The sequence below is a fragment of the Macrococcoides caseolyticum genome (assembly GCF_002902665.1).
GTDB lineage: Bacteria > Bacillota > Bacilli > Staphylococcales > Staphylococcaceae > Macrococcoides > Macrococcoides caseolyticum.
On the sequence record NZ_PPRM01000019.1, the window covers coordinates 1 to 25,533 of the forward strand.

Below are 25,533 nucleotides of genomic sequence, written 5' to 3' on the forward strand. Positions count from 1 at the left end.
TTATAATATAGTTTAACATAATTTGCTAAAATGGTATAAAATAGGTTTATTGTCATGTAGAAATATTATAAAAGGTAGAATAAAATTATAAAAGGTGAGAGTATATGAAAAAACATAGAGGACTTAAGAAAATATTTAAATCAACCTTGGATAATTATCATGAAAATTTTATTAAATATAATGGATATATAGAATTATACGTTCCGCAAATAGGTTTTATGAATGAAGATATCAATGGGAAAGAATATCAAATTATCAATGTTCTAATTGAAAATACTAAACATTCTATTCCAAAGGATGCAAATTTTATGTATGTGATAGATGAACTAAATATTTTGGATAGTCATATAATTATAAGTGACGATAGTAATGATTTTAATTTAAACCTCAGGCAGGAAGCTTCAGGAAAAATTCCTAATTATCTCAAACAAATAGAAAGTAAATTTGGTTTGAAGTTCACACGCATGGTTTCTATAACAGAAATGAACTTTGTAGATTATACTAATTTAGATGAAAATGATAAATTTGATATACTTTATTACATAAGAAAAGACAAAGAAAAAGTAATATTTGTAACAAATGTATTGTGGACTTGGAGTAGTATATGAAAAGAAGCATAGAACATATAAAACTTCATTAACATCTTGCATTTGTTTACTTGAAAAATAATAGGGTTATTTTATATTTTAATAAACAGTAGGTGAATAATATGAATATATTTACTTGTTGTGTTTGTGGTTACCTAGATTTAGATGAAACTCCATATTACGAAGACTTTGCGGGTAGCAATGTCATATGTGCTTGTTGTGGTTTTGAATATGGTGTTGATGATTATGATAATCCAAGCATTAACTATGAGGCTTTAAATGATAAAGAAGCTGTAGAAAAGTCACACCAATTATGGAGAGCAGAATGGATTAAAAATGGATGTAAGGTTTTTGATCCTACAGTATACAGCCCTATAGATATTAAAGACGGAAAGTTAGAAAAAAGAAAAGTTATAGAACAGTTTAAAAATATAAACTATAATTTTGATGATAATCCACATAAAAGAAGTTAATTATGAAATTTCAACAGTTTCATCATTGCTTCTGCAACAGCGTTATCATATGGACAGTCTTTAGTATTTAATGAACGCTTGATTTCAAAAGTCTTTAAAAAATCTACGTGTCGTAAGATCGCATAACTAATAAAGAAACAGACATCTTCATTAACGAACATGTCTATTTCTCTTGATGTCACTAGGAGAAATAGATATAACTAACAAATATCAGTAAAATATGTTGCATTGATGCCTTGCATTGAAGGAACTTATCTGAAGATAAGTTCCTTTTTAATTAAAGTTTTTTCAAACACTCACGTGCTTTTACCGAATTTATATAATTTTTAACTACTTAGACTAGCACCGAAGTTTCACTACCAGTGAAAGATCCAACTGGTGTTCAACTAGAAAAAGTAATACAAGGGTAAACGCTACAATTTCACTAAGTTCCATTGCCCTTGTATTATTTTTCGCTCAGTGCTATTTCTAAACCGTAAAAATTGAAATAGCAACAGTTTCTTAGACACTTTTCATGTGTAAATTTTTAAACGCCACTGATGTTAAATACTATAATGAAGAATGTGGTCTAAAATTGTTGTACCAATTCACATAATCAAATTTTAAATGTTTTTAATACTTCATCTATCAATTTGTTCTAAATTATGATTAAATTTAATGAAACTTTATAATTAAAAATAGTTAATCTAATATGATTAGTTATTTTTTGTTCTTATTTAACTTGTATACTTTGAGTATACCGCAATAATTCATAAAAAGTATTTACTTACAATCATATTTGAAGTATCTTACAAATATAAATAACTAGAATGGGGTATTCACTAATGAAGATTAATATCATATATATTTGTTGTAGTACCATAATTATTTTAGCGATTATATTAAAAGTTTTTTTGATGTTTCTTCGAATATCGTTCTTCCTGCTATGATGATGTCTTGGGCTATACTCATATTATTATCAGAAAGCTTTAAAAAGAAGAGCAAAATAATATTAGTTTCAATACTGCTATTAATGTCTGCAATAATAATAATAAAAGGACTGTAAATTGACTCACAGTCCTTTTATATTTATATATTATTTGTAAAAATAAAATCCGGTAATTGAACCATCAGCTTACAAAAGATGTTCATTGTGATTAGCTTTTTCTTTTTGTTCAATTTTGTCTAATAAGTGTACACGCTAAATGAACAACAACGCTTGTTAAGTCAACAAACAGTCGTTGCAATTGCAAAGTAATGATAAGATCAAAGCACTCGAAGTTGAATTAAAAGAAGTGAAAGAAGATAGTGAACACAATACAACTAGTATGAATGTTGATAGTGATAATAAAACAGGAAGTTTTTATACTGACTTAAGAGAAGATAAAAAACAATCGTCTTTATTGAAAAAACTATTTAAATTTTAAAATATTCTTAAAATTCAATAAAAACTATTTACATCAAACAAAATTTGAAGTATCTTGCAAATATACTAAAAATATAGAGTGAGGTATTTAGAAATGAAAAATAATATTATATATGTTTGTTGCACTATCGTATTTATTTTAGCTATTGTATGCAAAGTTTATTTTAATGCATCATTAAATATTGTTCTTCCTGTTATAATGATAGCTTGGTCAATATTAATAGCTATTTCAGAACATTTCACAAAGAAAAGTAAAATAATACTAATATTAATGTTGTTATTGATGTCGGTATCGATATTAGTAAAAGGTCTATAGAAATATAACTATAGACCTTTACACTTAATTGGAATCAGTTCCTCTATATATGCGCTTTGTTAATGCGTAAAATATGCCTCATATGCGGCAAGTACCGCTTGGTCTGCATCTTTCTCCTCGATACCAAACATCATACTAATTTCTGATGAGCCTTGATTGATCATCTTTAAATTGATATTGTGAGCTTTAAATGCCTCTGTTGCTTTATTAGCGGTACCTACAAGTGTTTTCATACCTAGACCTACAACCATCAGTATTGCGATATTCTTTTCTATTGAAAGAGCGTCTACTTTTAATTCCTGTTCTATTTTTTCTAGTAACTTTACTTCCTTTCCTTCAAGCTGATGGGCGCGTAATATAACACTAATATCATCGATTCCAGAAGGCATGTGTTCATATGAAATATTCATATCTTCTAGAATTGATAAGAGACGACGTGTAAATCCAATTTCTCTGTTCATCAAATATTTCTTCATATTAATACTAGCAAACCCTGTATCACAGCTTACACCAACGACACCTGTAGATTGTCTTGTATTCGTAATAAGTGTTCCTGGATGATCTGGATCGTTCGTATTCTTGATGTTTACAAGTATTTGAGAACGATAGACAGGAAGTAATGCCTCATCGTGAAACACACTGAAACCAGCATAGGAGAGTTCTCGCATTTCTTCATATGTCAACTGTATAACTGAAGCAGGATGATCAACGATATTGGGATCTGCTGAGAAAATACCTGATACATCTGTAAAATTCTCATAGACATCACTGCTTACACTGCTGGCGATAATTGCTCCTGTAATATCACTGCCTCCACGAGAGAAGGTGTTGATATCTCCATTCTCATTAACACCAAAAAATCCAGGAATGATTACTTTGCCTTCAGTATGAGCGAGATTATTTTTTATTTTTTCATAGCTTTCTTCTAATACGATGGCATTAGAGGGTTCATCACTGACGATAAGCCCAATATCTCCTGGAGATAAATAAGTCGTCATTATTCCTAGTTCGTTGTTGCATCTTGCTATAAGCTGCGCGTTGAAATCTTCTCCGCAGCTCTTCAAAGCATCTGTCAGTCGCTCGGACTGATTTTGATAGCGCACAATATAGTCATTGAGCTGAGTACGGAAAGTCTCGATTAATGAGTGACGTATGTTCAGATCTCGTTCTATTTGTAGAAATCGTTCAAGTATTTGTGCGATGAGCTCCTGATAATCTTTTCTATATGTAACAGTTTCTACCAGAGCAATAAGCAAATCTGTAACTTTAACATCCTTATTGTGACGTTTTCCAGGTGCAGATACGACAATGTATTTTCTGGTTGCGTCATTATTAATAATATTCAGTATTTTTTTAATCTGTTTAGCATCAGCGACACTTGAACCGCCGAATTTACAAACTTTCATGAAATCACTCATTTCGCTTAATGTTATTGTTATTTTATCTTTACATTGCTGTTGTTTTAGTTATACTATATTTATGAATCCTTTTCAAGAATACATTTGTATTCTCAGTAAATACATAATCAGGAGTGAGATAATGAAACAAATTAATATTGCATTATTAGGTCTAGGAACGGTGGGTACAGGTGTCGTCCAGATCCTTAAGGAGAACCATGAACAGATAAAAGAGAAGTTGAATACCGATATTCGAATTACATGGATACTTGTTTCTGATGTAACAAAGTCAAGAAGTATCGAGACCGCACATTATCAACTCACTGATGATATAGAAGATATCAAAAATGATGCTACGATAGATATGTATGTTGAAGTAATGGGTGGAATAAAAAATACGAAAGAGATATTACTCTATGCATTGAATCAGAAGAAGCATGTAATTACAGCTAATAAAGATCTGCTTGCAGAGCATCTAGAAGAGATGGAGCAAGCGGCACATAATAACGGTGTCTCTTTAAAATATGAAGCCAGTATCGCTGGAGGTATTCCTGTGGTGAATGCCTTGAATTATGGTTTGAACGCGAACGGTATCGGCAAGTTTATGGGAATATTCAACGGAACGTCTAATTTTATATTGAGTAAGATGACACATGAAAGACAATCTTATGAAGAAGCATTACGAGTTGCTACAGAATTAGGTTTTGCTGAAGCAGATCCTACAGCAGATGTAGAGGGTATAGATGCTGCCAGAAAAGTAACTATTATGAGCTATCTTGCCTTTAATCAATTCAGAAAACTTGAGGATTGCCGATATACAGGGATTAGAGAAGTGAAGTTATCGCATATCGATATTGCCAAAGCTTTTGGATATCGCATTAAATTGATTGGTAGTGGTGTCATGAATGGTGATGATGTATCGCTATGTGTAGAACCGATGTGTATTCCATCTGATCATCAGTTATCGCATGTCGAATACGAATATAATGCAATTTACATTGTTGGAAATGCTGTTGGAGATACAATGTATTACGGTAAAGGAGCCGGTAGTCTTGCAACTGGAAGTGCTGTTGTCAGTGATATCCTGAACGTAATAGAACTCATAGGGACAGAACTTCACAACTTGCCGCTGCATCTTGAAATTAAGCAGGAGACGCGTGAACAGCCTTCTTGTTTACTTTTGATTATCGATTTGTATGCAGATAGTAATATTGAAGCAATACTGAATGAAATTTCAGTTGAAAGACATATTGTAAGGGATGGCATGCTTGCAATTGAAACAGACCGAGAAGTAAATTATGAATATCTAGAAGAACAGCAATTAAACTATAAAACTTATAGAATTGAAGGTGTATAGAATGAACAGATGGTCAGGGTTAATCGTAGAATATAAGCATTTTTTACCCGTAAGTGAGGCAACACCGAAACTCACATTAAATGAAGGTGGTACGCCATTGATACATTGTGCTCATCTTTCAGAGGTTCTTGAAAATGAAGTATATGTGAAATATGAAGGTGCGAATCCTACAGGTTCATTTAAAGACCGCGGTATGGTAATGGCTGTAGCAAAAGCTAAAGAAGAGGGGAAAGAAATTGTCATTTGCGCTTCTACGGGAAACACTTCAGCTTCAGCAGCTGCCTATGCTGCAAGAGCCGGAATGAAAACGATTGTAGTTATTCCGGAAGGGAAGATTGCTATGGGTAAATTGGCTCAGGCAATCGTTTATGGAGCTGATATCGTTTCTATCGAAGGTAACTTTGATGAAGCATTGAAGATTGTAAGACATGTTGCAGAAAAACGTGATGATATCGCACTAGTAAACTCCGTTAATCCATATCGACTAGAAGGTCAGAAGACAGCTGCTTTTGAAGTAATTGAACAGCTTGGACAAGTTCCAGACGTGTTAGCGATTCCTGTTGGAAATGCTGGTAATATTTCGGCATACTGGAAGGGGTTTAAAGAATATGATGCAAATCATAACGTTGGTTTACCAAAAATGTATGGTTTCCAGGCAGAAGGTGCTGCACCGATTGTAAAAGGACGTATTATCGAGCAGCCAGAAACGATTGCTACTGCGATTCGTATCGGAAATCCAGCAAGCTGGAGGCTCGCAGAAGCAGCACGCGATGAATCGGAAGGCATGATAGGTGCTGTAACAGATGATGAGATACTAGAAGCATATGATTTAATTGCAAAGAAAGAAGGTATCTTTGCTGAACCAGGCAGCAATGCAAGTATCGCTGGTCTGTTAAAGTTAAAACGTGAAGGTCGGCTGTCAAAGGGGCAGACGATTGTTGCAGTATTAACGGGAAATGGGCTTAAAGACCCGCAGACGGCGATTGATTCAATTGAAATCCAGCCTGCTGTACTGAAGAACGATGAATCAGCGATTATTAGATACATTGAGGAGCGAGTATAATGCTATATATAAAAGTCCCAGCGTCAACATCAAATTTAGGGCCAGGATTTGATTCGATCGGTATGGCTGTAAACATCTATCTTGAACTTGAAGTAGAAGAAAGTGAAAACTGGGAAATTCAGCATCTCGGTGATGTACTATCTGAACTGGATGATAATGATGATCATTATATCAGAAAAATGTGTCGACTGTTTATGCAGCAGTTTAATCTAGAAGAAAAAAAGTTTAAAGTTATAATGTATTCTGATATCCCATTAGCGCGTGGCCTGGGAAGTAGTGGTTCAGCACTCATTGCAAGTCTTGAAATTATCAATCATTTCTATCAATTAAATTTAACGAGAGAAGAACGTATTCGTATACTCTCTCGAATTGAAGGACATCCAGATAATGTTGCACCGAGTATTAAAGGTGGTATTGTTGCAGGATATTATAATAATGTAACCGATGAAACGGTAACATTAGATGTTCCTGTGATTAAGTGGCCGATCATGGTTGTAATTCCTAATTATGAACTGAAAACTGAAGCGTCAAGAAATGTCCTTCCGAATCACATATCGTTTGAAGATGCAGTGCGTGCAGGTGCAATAGGAAATATGCTTATAGCAGCACTATATTTTGAAGATTATAAGACAATGGGGAAGATGATGACTAGTGATCTTTATCACGAACAGTATCGTGCACACCTAGTGCCACATTATCAGATGGTGAAAGATGTTATCACCGAGGACTGCTTTGCATTTTTAAGTGGGGCAGGGCCATCGATCTTTATTGTATCTCATCCTAAGCAATACGATGAAAATCGTTTCAATCTACTAAAGTTACCCGACTGTGACGTAAAAAGCATAGAACCCGATCATGAAGGTGTAATTACCTATGAAAAAGAAGGTCGTATGGTAAACTAATACTATCAATTTTTAGGAGTGAGAAAATGAACTATAAACTGATAGTACTCGATATGGATGATACATTACTATCATCTAGGAACGAAATACTGCCTTCAACGATCAAGGCATTGATAGAGGCACAGAATAATGGTGCTATGGTTGTGCTGGCATCCGGCAGGCCGACAGGTGGCATGATAGATGCAGCAGAAATATTACAGCTGGACACACATCAATCCTATATTATTAGCTATAACGGGGCTGTTATAACAAGGATGAATGACCGTACAGTTGTAGATGCAACATATGTTGAACATTCGGAGTTCAATGAAATATTGCAGTTCTTAAGAAAAGAAAGGGTAATGGCACTGACATACAAGGAAAATAAAATTTATTATGAGGGTCAGTCAGCTTATGAAAAAGTAGAAGGCGAACTTACAGGTTTAGAGATGATTAAAGTAGACAACTTGCGAGATGTTATAAGTGAAGATGTCCCTAAAGTAATGGGTGTCGGTAACATAGAACTTATTCAGGCATTAAATAAGCAGCTTGCTGGGAGTTTCGGTGACGATATCCATGCAACAACTTCAAAGCCGTTTTTCCTTGAATTTATGCATCGAAATGTGTCAAAAGGTAAAGTGTTGCGAAGACTGGCTGAGCAGTTTGGAATTCATCAGTCAGAAATTATTGCATTTGGTGACAGCAATAATGACAAAGATATGCTTGAATTTGCAGGACTTGGCGTGGCGATGGGAAATGCGAATGCTACGATTAAAGAAGTTGCAGATGTCATCACACTTAGTCATGATGAAGATGGTATCGCACAAATAATAGAAGAATATATATTAAAAAAGTAACCAATTAGGTTACTTTTTATATTGGTATCCTTTAAGAAGTAATGTGATGATGTTTAAAAGTGGTGTGTACAGCTGATACTTTGTTGACAGCTCATTTAAATAGCCCTGGATATATTCGTATTCTGTTGTCTGACCGTTAATAACATCGTAATACATTGACGTTCCCATTGATGCATCATATGCGCTATAGATGGACATAATTGTAGCTATGATATCCTCTGGCAGATCTATACCATGATGTGATGCAATCGTTACACCTTCTTCTAATAATTGTTCGGTCAGTGTATAGATTTCTTGCACCTCCAGTACTTGTGCTGTATTTTTAGTTAATGCTGTGATCGAATTAATACCAAGATTAACGAGCAACTTAATCCATTGTTTTTTTGCATGATTTGGATCCAGTACAATATTTAACTGTGATTGATCTGTTATCAATTTGAGTGGCTGAAGACGTGATTCATCTGGAAGAATCAGCGTATTATCTTGAAAAAAGATGACGCGGTCACCGTTCTTCTGACCGCTAATATAAACAACAGCATGATATGTATGTGGATGATGTATCAATTCAGATTGAGAAATTCCATTCTGGCAGAGGATGATGATTGTATCGGCATGGCACATACTTTTAATCGATAATAAGAGATTTGATAGTGCGGTTGCTTTTACACATATATAGATACAGTCATATTTTTCTGTAGATGGGAACACTTTTGTCTCTTTTGACTGTTCTATTAATTGTCCTTTATACTCGATGGTGATCGTTCTTTCTTCTTTAGCAAAAACATCTATTTCTAATTCTTGATTGGAACTTAATAAATGATACAGTATGCTACCTACTGCACCTGCACCAATGATTGCATGTCTTTTCATAATGAACTCCTTAAAACTTAATGATTAATATATACAATTATATCGATTAATCATATAATAGCACTAGAAATTTTATTGAGGTGAAGAAGTTGCGTACAACACAAGATTTATTGAAGATGAAACAACTAGGTGAAAAAATAACAATGATGACAGCATATGATTATCCGAGTGCAAAGCAGGTTGAAGCAGCACAGATCGATACGATACTTGTCGGTGACAGTCTCGGTATGACTGTTCTTGGCTATGAATCTACCGTTCAGGTTACACTGTCAGATATGATACATCACGCACGTGCAGCTAGAAGAGGCGCGCCGAATACATTTATCGTTGCAGATATGCCTATAGGAAGTGTCGGGATTAGTGAAGCGCAGGACTTGAATAATGCTCTGCGTCTATATCAGGAAAGTGGTGCGAATGCCATTAAAGCAGAGGGAGCTCACTTAGGTGACTTCATTAAAAGATGTAAACTAATTGGTATTCCGGTTGTTAGTCATCTAGGATTAACACCGCAATCAGTCGGCATAATGGGATATAGTGTCCAGGCAAAGACAAAAGATGAAGCAAAACAATTGATACAGGACTGTATGGGTATGGAAGCAGCAGGAGCAATCATGATTGTACTGGAAGTCATTCCGAGTGATTTGGCAGAAGCGATAAGTAAAAAAGTAAATATACCTGTTATCGGTATTGGTGCTGGCAGTGGTACGGATGGACAAGTGCTTGTATATCATGATGTTCTACAATATGGACAGGAACACCGTGCAAAATTTGTAAAAGTATTTGGCGATTTCACTACAGGTGTTGACGCACTGAGACGATTTAATGAAGAAGTGAAGGCAGGACAATTTCCTTCTGAAGCATATACGTATAAAGCTAAAGTAATGGAGGATGTCATTAATGACTAAAAGAATTACATCGATCAAAGAAATGCAGCAGCTGACATCTGAATTGAAGGCGCAAGGAAAGACAATCGGATTTGTTCCGACGATGGGTGCACTTCATGACGGACATATAACACTGTTGAAACAAGCACAGCAGGAAAATGATATTGCTGTTGCCAGTGTATTTGTAAATCCTCTTCAGTTCGGACCAAATGAAGACTATGCGGACTATCCTCGTCAAATTGATGAAGATGAGGCATTGCTTTCAAGGCATGCAGTAGATTATTTATTCTATCCAGGGGAAGAAGAGATGTACCCTTCGTTACCCATAACACTGCATGTAGGGGAAATGGCAGAAGTGCTGGAAGGCGCCAAAAGACCAGGTCACTTTGATGGCGTTGTAACTGTGGTAAATAAACTATTTAATATCGTACAGCCAGATAGAGCTTATTTCGGTAAGAAGGATGCACAACAACTAGCAATTATTGAAGCGATGGTCGAAGCATTTAATCACAATATTCAAATTACTGGTGTAGATATTGTACGTGAAGCGGACGGTTTAGCTAAAAGTTCGCGCAATGTTTACCTGACTGACAATGAACGACAAGAGGCAACTGCATTATTTAGAAGCTTACAAGAAGCTAAAAACGCGTTTGACAATGGGGAAAGAAATGCAGAGCAACTGGAAAGTATCGTGAAATCTTATTTAGCTGCACATACAACTGGAAGTATTGATGAAGTTGCAGTTTATGCATATCCTTCATTGCAGCCAGTTGATACAATTGGTTCACAAGTATTTATCTCAATCGCAGTTAAATACAGTAAAGCTAGACTGATTGATAATATTATATTAAAGGATGGGCATAATGATTAGAACAATGATGAATGGCAAGATACATCGTGCACGTGTGACAGAAGCTAACTTAAACTATGTAGGTAGTATTACGATTGACCAGGATATTTTGGATGTTGTTGATATTCTGCCGAATGAAAAAGTAGCAATTGTCAATAATAATAATGGAGCACGACTTGAGACCTATGTTATTTCAGGAGAAAGAGGCAGTGGCGTTATTTGTCTGAATGGAGCGGCTGCACGTTTAGTACAAGAAGGGGATATTGTAATCATTATGAGTTACGTCACTATGACGAGTGAAGAGGCAAGAATTCATGTGCCTAAAGTAGCAGTTATGGATGAAAACAACACGATTGTTGAATTATTACATGAAAAAGAAGCTATGATTGTAATGTCATAAGATTTATTAAGTCAGAGGTCAGGAATTTTCCTGACCTCATTTTTGATGATCAGTATCAGTTATTTTGCTGTATGCGTCCATTCTGAATCATTGCGATGTCTTTTTGTATGCGCAAAGATATTATCAGCAGCATAATCTTCATTCGTATAGATAGTAATATCATAGAATACCATGTCTTCTTCAAATGGCTCATTGAGATATGTATCCCTTAGATGGTCGAATAATCGCATCATAGCAGTACGATCTAATCCAGGATATTCACGTAATATTTTCTTGATAATCTGGTTATGCTTTTCATAGACACCTTGAACGACGATTACAAATTTTTCATCGGTTTTTAATACGTCATCAAACAGATTAATTTGTCCATTACTCATTATCACCACTCCTTTATTTTATTATACAAAGAAACCCTATACAATGTATAGGGTTGTTGTCTTATAGCGTATGCTTTTCAAGATTAATATCTTCAAGTTTAATGATTTTTGTGCGTTTAACTAATTTATATCCAAAATAAGAAATGATTGCTATAACAATCGGGATATAAGATTCTATCACTTTAATTATGTTCATTGCTTTAATATCACCGAACGATTGCCCGACTAACAGGAAGATGATAGTACAAATTACGATGACTGGTCCTAATGGGAAGAGTGGTGCTTTATATGCGAGTAATTTATTAATATCTTTGTTTTGTTTCTTGATGGCATATCTTAAACGCATATGACTTATTATACTGATAAGCCATACGATTAGAATAAGCGATCCAACCATGTTTAATAGTTTGAAATAACCTCCTGCATTAATATTTGCATAGATCAATGTGAGTATAACGAAGCCTGTCGTTACTAGTAATGCATTGAATGGCATATTATTTTTATTTAGTTTTCCAAGAAACTTTGGCGCTTTATTATCCTGACTTAATGATAATAATAGTCTGCTCGTTGCGTACAATCCAGAGTTACCTGCACTAAGCACAGCAGTCAATATCACTGCATTCATTACAGAAGCAGCAAAGAGGATGCCTACTTTATCGAATACGATGGTAAATGGACTCATGGACACATCGCTATTCTCATTAATGAGCTGAGGATCTGTATATGGGATAATACAAGCAATAATAAATATAGAACCGATATAGAACAATAAAATTCGCCAGAAGACTTGCTTGATTGCTTTTGGCATAGATTCACTTGGATTCTTAGATTCACCTGCTGTAACAGCTACGACTTCAGTTCCACCAAATGAGAAACCAGCGACGATTAAGACACCGAGCAATCCAAAAATACCATTATGGAAAGGGGCATCACCAACCGTAAAGTTTTTAAATCCAATAGGCTCACCACCAATAATTCCAAAAATAAGCAATAACCCCATAATTAAAAATAAGAAGATGGTTGCTACCTTAATAATACTGAACCAGTATTCAGCTTCTCCATAAGATTTAACAGAAAATGCATTCAACATGAATATCAATGCCAGAAAAATAAGACTCCATATAAAAGGATGAATGCCACCGAACAGCTCCCAGTAACCTAGTACTTTAGCAGCAGATAATATATCGACACTTGTAACTAAACTCCAAATAATCCAGTAAAACCAACCAACTGTAAACCCGGCAGCTGGATCGATAAAACGTGTTGCATAAGCGTTAAATGCACCAGAAACCGGATAAAATGTTGCGAGTTCTCCAAGTGCTGTCATTAAAAAGTAAATCATAATTCCGATAACAGCATACGCAAGTAATGCACCACCTGGTCCAGCTTGTGCAACTACTGCACCGCTTGCCATAAATAAACCAGTACCGATTGAACCTCCAATCGCTATCATTGAAATATGGCGGGTCTTTAAATCTCTATCCATCTTCTTATGTTCCATATAATCACCTTTCTTTATAAAAATATAAATCCTATTGTAAGATAATTAAGAAAATTTATCAAGAAAAAGTTTTAATGCGTCTATGCTTTTAAACGTTAAAGTATAAATGCAAATAAAACTGGACTATGAAAATAAGTGTTAACGCTCATAGTCCAGAGAAATTTTTAATAATTATTATTTTGTCTCACGGTGTAAAGTGTATTTTTTTAATCTAGGACAGTATTTCATCAATTCAATACGCTCAGGATTATTTCTTTTATTTTTCTTCGTGATATAGTTTCTATCGCCACATTCTGTACAAGCTAAAGTAATATTTACTCTCATTTTGTTCACTCCTATAAATTTATTTGTTTTAATCTAATATAATATCAGGATCCGTTTCTGTTACCGTAAACTGAGGCAGGGGATCATTAAATGTTGTCCAGTCCATCTTCATTTCTTCGTCTGTTAATAAACAGCTATCAAGATTAGTTGTGATTTGCTGTTGATCCATTTCGATTCCGATGAAGACGATCTCTGTCTGACGATCACCGAATGCATCCCATCTCTCCTTAAGCGAAGGGTCTTCTATCATTTCCAGAGCTATCTCATCCGCACTTAACGTTGCAATCCATTCACCAGCACCTTGAATCTGCATCGAGTTACCTGCCTGGCTGATTAATCCGCACATATCATTACGGGATGCGAGCCAGAAGAATCCTTTAGAACGAATAACATCAAGTGAGAAGCTTTCAAGAAAATGCATAAAACGTTCAGGATGGAAAGGGCGCTTTCTTCTATATACAAATGAGCCGATACCATATTCTTCAGTTTCCGGTGTATGCTCGTTATTTAATTCTTTTAACCATCCGGCACTTTGAGATGCTTTTTCAAAGTCAAATAACTTCGTGTTTAAAATTTTATCCATGTCGATTTTTGAGTGATCGGTTTCATAAATATGTGCATCTGGATTTAACTGATGGATTAACGCACGTAGTTCCTTAACATCTTCCTCATGCACTAAATCCGTTTTATTTAATAGAATAACATTTGCAAATTCAATTTGATCGATTAATAAGTCAATGACTTCACGTGTATCATGCTCGTCATTTGCCATCTGGCGTTCAAGCAGTGATTCGCCAGATGCATAGTCATCCCAGAATCTGTTCGCATCAACAACTGTAACCATCGTATCTAATATCGTCTTGTCATCTAAATTAATACCAAGCACTTCGTCCTCCAACGTTAATGTTTGTGCAACCGGTAGTGGTTCAGAGATGCCAGTAGATTCAATAACAATATAATCTAGTTCCGAAGTTGTAATGAGCTTATTAATTTCAATCAGCAAATCTTCTCGTAACGTGCAACATATACAACCATTTTGTAACTGTATCATCTTTTCATCGGTACGTGACATATTTACTAGGTCAGCATCAACATTAATCTCGCTCATGTCATTTACGATGACACCAACACGTTTGTCTTCACTATTCATCAATATATGATTAAGTAATGTTGTTTTACCGCTTCCTAGAAAGCCGCTTAACACGGTAATAGGGACTTTCAAATGTATAACCTCCAATTCGTAATCATTACGTTTTAACATGTTATCGCTTTTATGACTATTTGTAAAGCAAAAAAATCAAAAAGATAATTCTTCCAATAATCTTCCTTTTATCTATTGCATTTGTAAAAAAAGAAGTATAGAATATTAAAACGTAACGATTACGAAATAGGAGATGACGAAATGAAGAAGTATTTTTCACTGTTAGTGGTATTGGTAGTGATGCTGCTGTCGGCTTGTGGTTCGGTAGATACAGTTCAAAAGGAGGGGAAACTAAAGGTCTATACGACAGTATTTCCATATAAGAGTATTATTGAGCAAATTGGTGGGTCGCACGTTGAAGTGCAATCAATTTATCCGAAAGGAATCGATATCCATACCTTTGAGCCTACACAAAAAGATTCTTTACGTGTAGCGAAATCTGATATCTTTATCTATTCAGGTAAAGACTTGGACCCGGTTGGTGCTAAGATTGCTAATATTGCAAAAGATAAAACTAAAGTCATGTCATTAGTAGATGAAATCAAAGAATCTGATTTGCTTGCCAGTGAATCACATGAACATGGTGATGAACATGAAGATCATAATCATGGCGTACATGACCCGCATATATGGCTAGACCCAGTGTTTAATAAATCTTTTGCAAAGACGATAAAAGATGAGCTCGTTGCGAAAGATAAAAAGCATAAGAAGGACTATGAAGAGAACTATAACAACCTGATCAAAGATCTTGACGGTATTGATAACAAGCTGAAAGATATTACGAAGAATAAAAAACATGATACGGTATATATCTCTCATGACTCATTAGGATATCTTGCACACCGCTATGGATTTATGCAAGAAGGTGTATCTGGTATGAACAATGAAGAACCTTCCCAAAGTGATATTATCAATATGATTAATAATATTGATAAGTCTAAAGCATCAGTGATTTTATATGAGCAGAATATACCATCCAAAACGACAGATATTATTAAGAATAAAACGAATGCAAAAACGGTAAGGTTTCATAATATGGCTGTATTAACAAAAGACGATAAAGGAAATATTACGTATCAGCAATTAATGGAAGATAATATTAAAGCTATTGATGAAGCTTTAAATAAATAGGAGGAGCGATATTTTGGCTAAAAAATCAAAAATAGCAAAAGAACTAAAAAGGCAGCAGCTGGTAGAACAATATAGAGAACAAAGAGCAGCGTTGAAAGCTGCTGGAGATTACGTCGGTTTAAGCAAGTTACCAAGAGATTCATCACCTTCAAGACTTACGAACAGATGTCATATTACAGGAAGACCGCGAGGCGTTTATCGTAAATTCGGACTTTCACGTATCGCACTAAGAGAACTTGCGCATAAAGGACAGCTACCTGGTATAAAAAAATCGAGCTGGTAGTACATGCTTAATTAGAAAGGTTAAGGCCATAAAAAGTCTTAACCTTATTTTTATGTTATAATTTTTATTATGTCATATGTTTGATATAATAAAATGAAATTATGATCTAGGAGTAAATCATGAAAGAAAAAATAACTGCATCACTTTTAATCACGACTGAAGATAAAATATTGATTCAAGACAATGGCAACAAGCGAATGAAATTACCAGGTGTCGTAAAAAAAGGTCAATATACAATTAAACAGACTGCTGAGCAATTTGCGCGTAAGTTAGACAAAGAAATCAAAGTGGGAGGTATCTTGTTTGTTGTTGAGGAGAAAAAGCCGTTTAAAGGATTGATTTTTGAGACGATGGTTAATGATACTGCTTTTGTTTTCAATACACGCAATCAATCTGAATTTAAAGTAAGACATCCATATGCCTGGCTTGATTTTGATTACCTCGATCAGCTTGATATCGCTGATGAATTAAAACAGCTGATTATATCCAATCAAGTGATAAAATCAAGTGTGCCCTTAATCAATCTACATTAGGAGATATTATGAAAAGTTACTGGTTAAATTTTGCTGTTACTGATGTTGAACGTGCTCTAAACTTTTATCGTAATATCGGATTTGAAATCATTGATGAACGAAGTAACAATGAAACATTAGGTGCCTTTAAAATTGGTGATAATACGATATGTATATTTAAGCAGGATATACTTGAACAATTTATGCAGACACCATTAAAAGGTTACGCTGATCACCCTGAGATTATCCTTTCCTTTGATCTGCCTGAAAAACACAATGTCGATGAGTTGTATGAACGTATTGTTCAGTCGGGCGGACATGCAGTAAGTAAACCTACTGTAAAAAATGGTTATTATGGGTTTATATTCACGGATCTTGATGGTCATTATTTCAATGTGATGGTAATGTGAGGTAATTTATGTATAAGAAAATTGTAATATTAATTTTTACCGCAAGTATCCTGCTGTTATATTTTCTTCCTTCGATACACGGAAGGGGACAGATTAATCTCTATGTCCGCCTGCTGCTATATGTTCTTACACTTCTTGGTTTATACATGAGTATGCTGATTGGACATATAAAGAGGCGAATGCTCTATACTGGATTATTTGTATTGTTGACGGCAATAATATTGCTTATGCATACCTTCAATATATGGATATAATAGACTTTGATAACGGTTAAATACGATTAAAAAGAAGAGAAGATGACAGGGAATATTAATTTCTCGTCATCCTCTCTTCTTTTTAATGGGCCAGCATTTCTTCTTGTATTTCTTTAGCAGATAGGTCATCAGGATAGTATGTTGGCCAGTTTTCAAGTTCTTTTAGGAGCGCCTTACGGTCATCCCCCATATAGATATGGAAATGAAGTGCACGTTCAGGAGTGATGATATGATCGCTGAACTGCACATAGTTGGGCGCCTCATTATCTCCAGATACTTTTTTGAATATGTATCTAACACCGCGATTTCCTTTTTCATAAGTCAGAATCTCTTTGCCATCATATTCATACTTAGCACGATATTTTTTATTTTGTTTTGTAAAGATGATATCTTTTTTACCAATTTTGATATGAGCGACATCAGTTTCGTATCCTTTATTATAGTATTCCTTTATTTCTTTCTTCGATTTATTCTGATTTTCCGCTTTATGTTCGAATACTTTATCAAGAGATCCATCTTTTAAGAAGGGATACACAGACTGCCAGTTACCTTCCCAGTCTGTTAACCGCCTGTCTTTTACAGCGGCATCTTCAAAATACCCTTCGTAGATTTTTTTGTCTGAATCTGTCAGATGATGTTCATGTTTGTGACTATGTACCTGTTTGTCTTTATGATGTTCAATCTTCTGTTCTTTTTTTACTGCTGCTTTTTCTTCAGTGGTGTCACTACATCCAGTGAGCAATATAGCAAGTGAGACAGTTGTACCGATAATCAATTGTGTTTTCATACGCATTCTCCAATCGTAATTATTACGATTTAAATATTACTTCAACCTCCATGATTCGTCAATGGTAAATTTTAAATTTATGGTAGAATAGTTTAAAATATATTGAAAGTGGGATTTAACTTTATGAAATTAACTTTGATCTTTAGCTATGTACTGTTATTATTTGTCTTAAGATATGGATTTCAAATAATGAATGATCAAGTGACGCTTCTGCTACTGATTGGTGGATTAGCTTTATTTGGATTTTCAAACAGAAAAAAATAGAGCTGGTTGCAGGCTTCCAGCTCTATTTTAATCATTAGTCCATAATATCTGCATCTTTTGGCATAAATAAGGCAAGTAAGATATAGATTGTAAAGGTAGGTATATTGGCTGTTAAAAATGAGATTAAAATGAATAACACTCTAACGACTGTTGAATCAATATTAAAATATTCACTGATGCCACCAAGAACACCGGCTACATAACGGTCTGTTGTTGATCTTGCAAGACGTCTTTCCATTATCTATCACTCCTTTTTTTAAATATAACAAATGAATACAGGATTTTCCAATGATTTACTATTATGTTTAACAGATATTTTTAAGGGTATAACATAATATAATGTTAAAGGGGATAGTATAATGGAAACAACAGATAAGAAAAATGTAAAAGACATACTGGAACAGGTAAAAACAATCTTAGGTAAATAACTTACAGCTAATAAATAATATAATAGAACCCGGGCAAATTAGAATAAAGCTATTCTAATTTGCCCGGGTTCTATGATGACGATATAAATAATTGCGAAAGGCTATATCAGGAAACGATATTAAAACTCTCTGAATAACCCTACAACTTTACCAAGAACAGTGACTGAATCAAGGTAAAGTGGTTCCATTGTCAGGTTCTCAGGTTGGAGACGATAGCGATTATTTTCTTTAAAAAAGCGTTTAACTGTCGCTTCATCTTCATCTGTCATCGCCACGATGATGTCTCCATTTTCTGCGATGGACTGTCTTCTTACAATTACTTTATCTCTATCCAGAATGCCCGCTTCAATCATACTTTCCCCAACGACTTCTAAAATAAATATGTCACTGTTATGGCTAGAAGTGAAGTGCGCAGGCAATGGAAAGTATTCTTCAACATTTTCGATTGCAGTAATCGGGACACCTGCAGTAACCTTTCCGATAACAGGTACATGAATTGTAGCCTCAGAATAATCTTGTGAATTTTCACCGTGCATAATCTCAATAGCACGGGGCTTCGTTGGATCGCGTTTAATATAGCCTTTTTCCTCCAGACGAGAAAGATGACCGTGTACAGTCGAACTTGAGGCAAGTCCAACAGCTTCTCCAATCTCTCTTACACTCGGTGGATATCCTTTAGTTGATACAATATGTTTTAAATATTCATATATCTCTTCTTGTCTTTTAGTGAGTTCTCTCATTTTGTAAACACTCCTTATATGTGGTGTTATCCGTATTATAGCATACACGTTCGCATGTAACAAACATTTGTTCGTATTTTTATTGACATAGAACACACGTTCTGATAAAGTGTGAATACAAACAAATGTTCTAGGAGGAATTTGATATGACCATTAGAATTTCTAAGGAATTTATTTTATATTGTATCTTATTTTTAATGATTACACTTTTTTCAGTACTTTATATAGAACAATCGCAAGCTATTTATTATAATGAAGCACCTGGATTTACCGAACAGATTGGGGAACAAGATAATAGCAGATTACCGCATTCGGATTCTTATCATGATCCTGTTTCGAATGGTGAAGTGCTAGGTGTTGTAAATTAATTTAAATAATTAATGTATTACGAGTGTAGCCAGTTGGTTTCACTCGTATTTTTTGGTATCTTTATAATGAAAGGAATGAGAGTTATGTTAGATGAAAATAAGATGAAGAGAATTAATGAATTAGCTCAGAAGAAAAAGACGACAGGTCTTACGGACCAAGAAGGTAAAGAACAGACTTTACTACGTAAAGAATATTTACAGTCCTTCAGACAATCTTTCAAGAAAACGATAGAGAACACGACCGTCATCGACCCTGAAGGTAATGATGTGACACCTGACAAGGTGAAAGAAATTCAGAGATTAAATAATATCAGAAAATAAATTTTGTAGATAGGAGCATTTATATGTTTAATGAAAAAGATCAATTGGCAGTAGATAGTATTAGAGCTTTAAGTATCGATCAGATTGAGGAAGCGAATTCAGGCCATCCGGGGTTACCTATGGGTGCGGCACCTATGGCTTACACTTTATGGACACGTCATCTTAATTTCAATCCGTCATCACATCATTTCTTCGATAGAGATCGATTTGTACTATCAGCAGGACACGGTTCAGCTCTGTTATATTCATTGCTGCATGTTTCTGGTGGGCTCGAAATAGAGGAGCTTAAGCAGTTTAGACAATGGGACTCTAAAACTCCAGGGCATCCGGAGTACCGTCATACTAAAGGTGTAGAAATCACAACAGGACCACTAGGTCAAGGATTTGCGATGAGTGTCGGCATGGCGATGGCAGAAAAGCATCTCGCTGCAAGCTTCAATCAGCAGTCAGATATTATTAATCATTATACGTATGCATTAGTTTCAGATGGAGACTTGATGGAAGGCATATCGCACGAAGCTGCAAGTCTTGCAGGTCACTTAAAACTTAATAAATTAATCGCTTTATATGATTCGAATGATATCTCTTTAGATGGAGAGCTGAATAAAGCATTCTCTGAAGATGTTAAAGGGCGTTTCGAAAGCTATGGCTGGGAACATATTTTAGTGTCGGATGGTAATGATATGGAAGCCATTGATAAAGCCATTTCAGTAGCAAAATCAAGTGATAGACCTACGATCATTGAAGTTAAGACTATTATCGGTTATGGTTCTCCGAATAAGCAAGGAACGAATGGTATCCACGGGGCTCCATTAGGAGGAGATGAGCGTAAGCTTGTATTTGAAGCATACGGTTTAGATGCAGATAAGAAATTCCATGTAGATCCAGCTGTATATGAAATATTCCAGCAGACGATGCTGAAACGTGCAAATGAAAAAGAGCAGTTATGGAATGAGAAATTTGCACAATTAGAAAAAGAAAATACTGAACTAGCACAACAGCTTAAACAAGCAATAGCTGGGGAATTAAATTCTGATTATGCGGAAGCGTTACCGGTATATGAGGCCGGTACATCAGCTGCTACCCGTGCAACCAGTGGTGATATGATCCAGGCAATCGCAAAAACAGTTCCTTCATTCTTTGGAGGATCTGCAGATTTAGCATCTTCTAATAAGTCAAATGTTAAGGATACAGGAGACTTTTCGGCTGAAACGCCTGAAGGAAAGAATGTCTGGTTTGGTGTCAGAGAGTTTGCAATGGGTGCTGCTTTAAATGGTATGGCTGCTCACGGAGGACTTAAAGTATACGGTGCAACATTCTTTGTGTTTAGTGACTATTTGAAGCCGGCAGTAAGATTATCAGCGTTAATGGGCTTACCGGTCACATATGTATTTACACATGACTCAATAGCAGTAGGTGAAGACGGCCCGACACATGAACCGATCGAGCAGCTGGCTGGTTTGCGTGCGATTCCGAACTTAAATGTAATTCGTCCGGCAGATGGTAATGAAAGCCGTACCGCCTGGAAAATTGCGCTTGAATCAACTGATGCACCGACTGCACTTGTCCTTACGCGTCAGAACCTAACAGCGATTGATATTGAACAGGATAAATTAGAAGCGGGTGTTGCACGTGGTGGCTATGTTGTTTATCAATCTGAGCATCCAGAGATATTAATAGTTGCAACTGGTTCAGAAGTGAATTTAGCGATTGATGCAGCAAAAGTATTAGAAAATCAAGGTAAAGGTGTTCAAGTGGTATCAATGCCGAACACTCAGAAATTTGATGCACAAGACAAAGCATACAAAGAAGAAGTATTACCATCTTCAATTAAGCAGCGTGTGGCAATTGAAATGGCTGCTTCTGACAGCTGGTATAAATACGTTGGTCTGGATGGACTTGTAATTGGTATTGATAAGTTCGGTGCAAGCGCACCTGGTGAATTAGTAATGGAGAAATATGGATTCACTGTAGAAAATGTTGTAAATAACATTTTGAATATGAAGTAAATAAAAGGCTGTTTAACAGCCTTTTATTATTTATTGAAAACATATTGAAAAAAAAGTTTGTTTTTAGTAAAATTTTAATGGTATAAGAAAGTGGGTGAACAAATGGCTACTTGGATTTGGATATTGATTGTACTACTTGCATTAGCAGCAGGAGCTGCTTTAGGATTCTTCCTGGCAAGAAAATATATGATGGATTACTTAAAGAAGAATCCACCGATCAATGAGGAAATGCTTCGTATGATGATGATGCAAATGGGTCAGAAACCATCTCAAAAGAAAATTAATCAAATGATGCAGATGATGAATAGAAATATGAATCAGAATCTTAAATAAATAAAGGTCTCTATTAAGACGCCAAGACCCGTGAATGACTATATGAATCATTAACGGGTCTTGGTGTCTTAATGTATATATCATTTATTGGACTGGTTCTGTAGTTTCAGCAGGAGTTATCTCAGCAGAATCTGTTGCCTCAAGCGCTGCTACTTCTTCAGTAACAGGAATATCAGTTGCTTGTTCTGTTGGTGGTTCCTGAGTAACTGGCTGCTGTTCAGCTGGATATGTCTGTTCCGGAAGTTGTTCTATAGGTGCTTCTTGTACAGGTGTTTCAATGACTGGCACTTCTGCAGTGATAGGTTCGGATTCAACAGCCGCTCGGGTAGATTTTACGCTTTGCTTTGCAGTTTCAATTTTTTTCGCTGCATTTTCAGTTAAATTATTATCAGGCTTTACTTTATGTTTATGCAATATCTCTTCAGAAGGTTCATCACTAACTGAAGTTGTAATCTCTGGGGGACTCTCTTTATTACAGGCAGCTAAACTGACTAGACCCATCAGAATGATAGTTGTTAATATCTGCTTTTTCATTCTATTTCCTCCTTGTCATTTATATAAATATATCATATTTTATTCTATAGATAATCATATTTCATCCGCTTTTTGTCACATTTAAGTCATAAAGCACATCTTAATTTGAAATGAATATTTGCTAAAATAGAAGTGAATGGAGGTTTTTTTAGGTGAATGATATTACGATTGCGGTGGCATTTGGTGCAGGTTTATTAAGTTTTGTATCTCCATGTGTCTTGCCGATATATCCAGCATTCTTATCTTATATAACAGGTGTTGGCTATAATGATCTGCAAGATTCGAAACTGAATCGGAATGCCCTGTTACATACGATATTCTTTTTACTAGGTTTTTCTGTCGTCTATATCTCTCTAGGTGTCGGTATCGGGATGTTTTCGGACTTTTTACTGTCATATGATAATACAATACGAATGCTCGGTGGACTGCTCTGTATAATTTTCGGCTTGATAATCTTAGGTATTTTTAATCCGAAGTTATTGATGAAAGATCATAAATTCGAATTTAAAAATAAACCAGCAGGATTTTTAGGGTCATTTCTAGTAGGTATTGCATTCGCTGCTGGCTGGACCCCTTGTATGGGACCGATTATTGGAGTTATTTTTTCTATGGCAGCTGTGAATCAATCATTAGCACTCGTTTACATGACCATGTATGTATTAGGGTTCTGTATTCCATTTTTCCTGCTGACATTTTTTATAACTAAAATTAATATATTAAAGAAATATAGTCAGTTGTTAACTAAAGTTGGAGGGGTTATAATGATAATCATGGGCTTATTGCTATTCTTTGATAAGCTGACGGTAATCAATCAGTACTTTAGTTGAAAGTAGGTCAAATCATGTATTTTATCGTTTCTATGCTTGTTGCATTATTTATGGGTATGGCTGTTATTGTTGTCAGGATGAAAGCACAGAATTATCCGACGAATGTTAAGAAGATTATTTTACCACCATTTTTTATGTCTACAGGTGCACTTATGTACATATTTCCCTATTTTAGATTGACAACTATGGAGATAATAGAAGCTGTAGTTGTAGGGATGTTTTTTTCCATATTTTTAATTTTTACATCAAATTTTGAAGTGAAAGACCAGCAGATATACATGAAACGCTCTAGATTATTTCCTTTGATTCTCATATCCCTTCTTGTCATCCGCTCAGCAATGAAATTTTTCCTGAGCAGTTCAATACATCCGGGGCAGCTAGCAGGAATGTTCTTCCTGCTAGCTTTCAGTATGATAGTCCCATGGCGTATTGCGATGTATAGAAAGTATGTGAAAATTGCGCGTACAATAAATAGCAGCAGTGAGCATTAGCTCACTGCTGTTATTTTTTTGCGATTTCAGAATGCTCGAAGATTGAGAACTTCTGCTTTTCATCATCTGCATATTTAAAATAATGCTCATACGGCGTATAGTCGATATTCAATTGATTGAGTTTTTTCTTCATAAAAGGATGATCACGTTTTGGTGTCGCAATAATGTATCCTCTTAAGATATGATCGAGTTCAATATCTTCTGCACCTTCATCAAGTGCAATCTTCGAAATTCGTCCGGCGATTCTTTCTTTAGCAACTTGCCTGAACAAATCTGGTACAGGACTGACAAGTTCATTCAGAAGATTGCGTGCATCGTCATTCCATAATGGAAGGGCTTTATTGATATAGTATTCCTGCCAGTCCAGTTCGCTTTTACCATCATCTTTCGGCAGCCTCTTAAGAAACTTCCTGAACATGAAGAACCCACCGATAGTAAGCAACCCCATAAAGAGTATTGTCCATAAAAAAATTAAAATAATAAACCATTCATTCACGTCATCACCTCATCACATATTATATAGAACTGAAAATGTAATGTCTATCTAATAAAGATATGACGATATATATAGCGTAAAGGAGGTGAAACAATGATAAAGGATGTTATTCTGGAGCTTGCTTTTGTTAAAGAAGTTACCGAAGAAGGTAAATCTATTATGAAAACACGCAGATTCAATCAGGTTGTTCTAAACATCACAGATGAAGAAGCACGTGCTTTTGCGCTATTAGTTTCAAGGCTTACCGGTGAGGTTTATGTATTTGTGAATAAGATTGAGAAGAAAGAAATATAAAAATCTAAGAAAGGAGATATGAGATGAAAACACTTCAGCTTAATTTTGTTACAGAAATCGGAAAGAATTATACGATGTCAATCATAAGACCTAAAGAAGGGGTGACATCTGAAGAGGTATTGCAAGTAATGGAATCTTTAATCAGTCAAAATTATATCACGACGAATTCAGGTGCATTAAAGTCGATCAAATCTGCAAAACTAGTTGATCGTACAGAACAGATTTTATTTGAAAATAAATAATAATGAGCTCCCTGTCATTATCAGCACATCTCAGCAACGAGGTGTGTTTTTTAGTATAATGATATA

At 35.2% G+C, this 25,533-nt stretch carries 34 protein-coding genes; 22 read left to right on the forward strand and 12 right to left on the reverse strand.

Annotated features, from left to right (window positions below):
- Positions 1–104: 104 nt before the first annotated feature.
- Both CD152_RS03865 and CD152_RS03870 read left to right on the forward strand, forming a co-directional pair.
- Positions 105–608, forward strand: a complete 504-nt coding sequence (locus tag CD152_RS03865) for a hypothetical protein (protein ID WP_086038633.1) — start codon at positions 105–107, stop codon at positions 606–608.
- A gap of 101 nt (positions 609–709) precedes the next feature.
- On the forward strand, positions 710–1,060 hold the full coding sequence (locus tag CD152_RS03870) for a hypothetical protein (RefSeq protein ID WP_101030779.1): 351 nt from the start codon (positions 710–712) through the stop codon (positions 1,058–1,060).
- On the opposite strand, the gene CD152_RS11730 is transcribed toward CD152_RS03870, so the two are convergent.
- Together CD152_RS11730 and CD152_RS03880 are read right to left on the reverse strand one after the other, a co-directional pair.
- Positions 1,057–1,221: a transposase family protein gene (locus tag CD152_RS11730; protein WP_146034097.1), complete on the reverse strand. Its 165-nt coding sequence runs from the start codon at positions 1,219–1,221 to the stop codon at positions 1,057–1,059. The two genes, CD152_RS03870 and CD152_RS11730, sit on opposite strands and share 4 nt — an antisense overlap.
- A gap of 1,619 nt (positions 1,222–2,840) precedes the next feature.
- Entirely contained in the window at positions 2,841–4,187 is a 1,347-nt protein-coding gene (locus tag CD152_RS03880) for an aspartate kinase (protein WP_103214425.1), read from the reverse strand.
- 133 nt (positions 4,188–4,320) lie between these two features.
- Here CD152_RS03880 and CD152_RS03885 point away from each other — a divergent pair, with 133 nt between their 5' ends.
- From CD152_RS03885 to CD152_RS03900, 4 genes are read left to right on the forward strand one after another with little or no spacing between them, the layout of a single operon-like run.
- Positions 4,321–5,535, forward strand: coding sequence for a homoserine dehydrogenase (locus CD152_RS03885; RefSeq protein ID WP_101140621.1), 1,215 nt, complete (start codon positions 4,321–4,323; stop codon positions 5,533–5,535).
- Between the two features lies 1 nt (position 5,536).
- Entirely contained in the window at positions 5,537–6,598 is a 1,062-nt protein-coding gene (gene thrC / locus CD152_RS03890) for a threonine synthase (protein ID WP_101140620.1), read from the forward strand.
- Positions 6,598–7,500 carry a homoserine kinase gene (thrB, locus tag CD152_RS03895; RefSeq protein WP_101140619.1) on the forward strand — a complete coding sequence of 301 codons (903 nt, stop codon included), beginning with the start codon at positions 6,598–6,600 and terminating at the stop codon, positions 7,498–7,500. The genes thrC and thrB overlap by 1 nt, the downstream gene beginning before the upstream one ends.
- 26 nt (positions 7,501–7,526) lie before the next feature.
- Positions 7,527–8,336, forward strand: a complete 810-nt coding sequence (locus CD152_RS03900; protein WP_101040657.1) for a Cof-type HAD-IIB family hydrolase — start codon at positions 7,527–7,529, stop codon at positions 8,334–8,336.
- Positions 8,337–8,345: 9 nt separating this feature from the next.
- On the opposite strand, the gene CD152_RS03905 is transcribed toward CD152_RS03900, so the two are convergent.
- Positions 8,346–9,206, reverse strand: a complete 861-nt coding sequence (locus CD152_RS03905) for a ketopantoate reductase C-terminal domain-containing protein (protein WP_086038643.1) — start codon at positions 9,204–9,206, stop codon at positions 8,346–8,348.
- Positions 9,207–9,295: 89 nt separating this feature from the next.
- On the opposite strand from CD152_RS03905, the gene panB reads away from it, so the two are divergent.
- Genes panB through panD form a run of 3 tightly spaced genes read left to right on the forward strand, consistent with a single transcriptional unit; the run spans position 9,296 to position 11,340 of the window.
- Entirely contained in the window at positions 9,296–10,111 is an 816-nt protein-coding gene (gene panB, locus CD152_RS03910) for a 3-methyl-2-oxobutanoate hydroxymethyltransferase (RefSeq protein ID WP_101140618.1), read from the forward strand.
- Entirely contained in the window at positions 10,104–10,961 is an 858-nt protein-coding gene (panC, locus tag CD152_RS03915) for a pantoate--beta-alanine ligase (protein ID WP_086038645.1), read from the forward strand. The genes panB and panC overlap by 8 nt, the downstream gene beginning before the upstream one ends.
- Entirely contained in the window at positions 10,954–11,340 is a 387-nt protein-coding gene (gene panD / locus CD152_RS03920) for an aspartate 1-decarboxylase (protein WP_086038646.1), read from the forward strand. The genes panC and panD overlap by 8 nt, the downstream gene beginning before the upstream one ends.
- A 59-nt stretch (positions 11,341–11,399) precedes the next feature.
- On the opposite strand, the gene CD152_RS03925 is transcribed toward panD, so the two are convergent.
- The 4 genes from CD152_RS03925 to CD152_RS03940 all read right to left on the reverse strand — a co-directional run bounded on the left by CD152_RS03925 (position 11,400) and on the right by CD152_RS03940 (position 14,764).
- A complete protein-coding gene (locus CD152_RS03925; RefSeq protein WP_086038647.1) occupies positions 11,400–11,717 on the reverse strand; it encodes a hypothetical protein in 318 nt (105 codons plus the stop codon).
- Between the two features lie 61 nt (positions 11,718–11,778).
- Complete coding sequence (locus CD152_RS03930; protein WP_101140617.1) at positions 11,779–13,218, reverse strand: amino acid permease; 1,440 nt, start codon at positions 13,216–13,218, stop codon at positions 11,779–11,781.
- A 174-nt stretch (positions 13,219–13,392) separates the two neighbouring features.
- Positions 13,393–13,542 (reverse strand): 50S ribosomal protein L33, encoded by a 150-nt coding sequence (rpmG, locus tag CD152_RS03935; RefSeq protein ID WP_086042448.1) that lies wholly within the window; start codon positions 13,540–13,542, stop codon positions 13,393–13,395.
- Between the two features lie 28 nt (positions 13,543–13,570).
- A complete protein-coding gene (locus CD152_RS03940) occupies positions 13,571–14,764 on the reverse strand; it encodes a GTP-binding protein (RefSeq protein WP_103214426.1) in 1,194 nt (397 codons plus the stop codon).
- 180 nt (positions 14,765–14,944) lie between these two features.
- On the opposite strand from CD152_RS03940, the gene CD152_RS03945 reads away from it, so the two are divergent.
- The 4 genes from CD152_RS03945 (at position 14,945) to CD152_RS03960 (ending at position 17,079) form a co-directional block, all read left to right on the forward strand.
- On the forward strand, positions 14,945–15,874 hold the full coding sequence (locus CD152_RS03945) for a metal ABC transporter solute-binding protein, Zn/Mn family (RefSeq protein WP_103214427.1): 930 nt from the start codon (positions 14,945–14,947) through the stop codon (positions 15,872–15,874).
- A 13-nt stretch (positions 15,875–15,887) separates the two neighbouring features.
- Positions 15,888–16,157 carry a 30S ribosomal protein S14 gene (gene rpsN, locus CD152_RS03950; RefSeq protein ID WP_041635978.1) on the forward strand — a complete coding sequence of 90 codons (270 nt, stop codon included), beginning with the start codon at positions 15,888–15,890 and terminating at the stop codon, positions 16,155–16,157.
- Positions 16,158–16,276: 119 nt separating this feature from the next.
- On the forward strand, positions 16,277–16,690 hold the full coding sequence (locus tag CD152_RS03955) for a hypothetical protein (protein ID WP_012656900.1): 414 nt from the start codon (positions 16,277–16,279) through the stop codon (positions 16,688–16,690).
- Positions 16,691–16,698: 8 nt separating this feature from the next.
- Complete coding sequence (locus tag CD152_RS03960) at positions 16,699–17,079, forward strand: VOC family protein (protein WP_012656901.1); 381 nt, start codon at positions 16,699–16,701, stop codon at positions 17,077–17,079.
- A 336-nt stretch (positions 17,080–17,415) separates the two neighbouring features.
- Here CD152_RS03960 and CD152_RS03965 read toward each other — a convergent pair whose 3' ends face one another.
- The gene (locus CD152_RS03965; protein ID WP_232237468.1) at positions 17,416–18,120 is read right to left on the reverse strand and encodes a ZinT family metal-binding protein; all 705 of its coding nucleotides are present in this window, start codon (positions 18,118–18,120) and stop codon (positions 17,416–17,418) included.
- A 123-nt stretch (positions 18,121–18,243) separates the two neighbouring features.
- Between CD152_RS03965 and CD152_RS11820 the strand changes: the two genes are divergently transcribed.
- A complete protein-coding gene (locus CD152_RS11820; protein WP_157819676.1) occupies positions 18,244–18,384 on the forward strand; it encodes a hypothetical protein in 141 nt (46 codons plus the stop codon).
- Between the two features lie 34 nt (positions 18,385–18,418).
- On the opposite strand, the gene CD152_RS03970 is transcribed toward CD152_RS11820, so the two are convergent.
- Both CD152_RS03970 and lexA read right to left on the reverse strand, forming a co-directional pair.
- Entirely contained in the window at positions 18,419–18,622 is a 204-nt protein-coding gene (locus tag CD152_RS03970; protein WP_197932708.1) for a PspC domain-containing protein, read from the reverse strand.
- Between the two features lie 309 nt (positions 18,623–18,931).
- Positions 18,932–19,552 (reverse strand): transcriptional repressor LexA, encoded by a 621-nt coding sequence (lexA, locus tag CD152_RS03975; RefSeq protein WP_012656902.1) that lies wholly within the window; start codon positions 19,550–19,552, stop codon positions 18,932–18,934.
- Between the two features lie 146 nt (positions 19,553–19,698).
- Here lexA and CD152_RS03980 point away from each other — a divergent pair, with 146 nt between their 5' ends.
- From CD152_RS03980 to CD152_RS03995, 4 genes are all read left to right on the forward strand, one after another.
- Positions 19,699–19,920, forward strand: a complete 222-nt coding sequence (locus tag CD152_RS03980; protein ID WP_041635980.1) for a hypothetical protein — start codon at positions 19,699–19,701, stop codon at positions 19,918–19,920.
- An 84-nt stretch (positions 19,921–20,004) separates the two neighbouring features.
- The gene (locus CD152_RS03985) at positions 20,005–20,241 is read left to right on the forward strand and encodes a DUF896 domain-containing protein (RefSeq protein WP_101140613.1); all 237 of its coding nucleotides are present in this window, start codon (positions 20,005–20,007) and stop codon (positions 20,239–20,241) included.
- 23 nt (positions 20,242–20,264) lie between these two features.
- Positions 20,265–22,250: a transketolase gene (tkt, locus tag CD152_RS03990; protein ID WP_103214428.1), complete on the forward strand. Its 1,986-nt coding sequence runs from the start codon at positions 20,265–20,267 to the stop codon at positions 22,248–22,250.
- Positions 22,251–22,352: 102 nt separating this feature from the next.
- Positions 22,353–22,583 carry a YneF family protein gene (locus CD152_RS03995; RefSeq protein WP_041635981.1) on the forward strand — a complete coding sequence of 77 codons (231 nt, stop codon included), beginning with the start codon at positions 22,353–22,355 and terminating at the stop codon, positions 22,581–22,583.
- Between the two features lie 84 nt (positions 22,584–22,667).
- On the opposite strand, the gene CD152_RS04000 is transcribed toward CD152_RS03995, so the two are convergent.
- The gene (locus tag CD152_RS04000) at positions 22,668–23,117 is read right to left on the reverse strand and encodes a hypothetical protein (protein WP_101140611.1); all 450 of its coding nucleotides are present in this window, start codon (positions 23,115–23,117) and stop codon (positions 22,668–22,670) included.
- Positions 23,118–23,269: 152 nt separating this feature from the next.
- Here CD152_RS04000 and CD152_RS04005 point away from each other — a divergent pair, with 152 nt between their 5' ends.
- Together CD152_RS04005 and CD152_RS04010 are read left to right on the forward strand one after the other, a co-directional pair.
- On the forward strand, positions 23,270–23,944 hold the full coding sequence (locus CD152_RS04005; RefSeq protein ID WP_086038654.1) for a cytochrome c biogenesis CcdA family protein: 675 nt from the start codon (positions 23,270–23,272) through the stop codon (positions 23,942–23,944).
- An 11-nt stretch (positions 23,945–23,955) separates the two neighbouring features.
- A complete protein-coding gene (locus CD152_RS04010) occupies positions 23,956–24,435 on the forward strand; it encodes a CcdC family protein (protein WP_101140682.1) in 480 nt (159 codons plus the stop codon).
- Between the two features lie 10 nt (positions 24,436–24,445).
- Here CD152_RS04010 and CD152_RS04015 read toward each other — a convergent pair whose 3' ends face one another.
- Positions 24,446–24,931 carry a DUF2621 domain-containing protein gene (locus CD152_RS04015; RefSeq protein WP_012656908.1) on the reverse strand — a complete coding sequence of 162 codons (486 nt, stop codon included), beginning with the start codon at positions 24,929–24,931 and terminating at the stop codon, positions 24,446–24,448.
- A 93-nt stretch (positions 24,932–25,024) separates the two neighbouring features.
- Between CD152_RS04015 and CD152_RS04020 the strand changes: the two genes are divergently transcribed.
- The gene (locus tag CD152_RS04020) at positions 25,025–25,225 is read left to right on the forward strand and encodes a DUF1659 domain-containing protein (RefSeq protein WP_103214429.1); all 201 of its coding nucleotides are present in this window, start codon (positions 25,025–25,027) and stop codon (positions 25,223–25,225) included.
- Between the two features lie 23 nt (positions 25,226–25,248).
- The gene (locus CD152_RS04025; RefSeq protein ID WP_099483101.1) at positions 25,249–25,467 is read left to right on the forward strand and encodes a DUF2922 domain-containing protein; all 219 of its coding nucleotides are present in this window, start codon (positions 25,249–25,251) and stop codon (positions 25,465–25,467) included.
- Positions 25,468–25,533 lie beyond the last annotated feature (66 nt).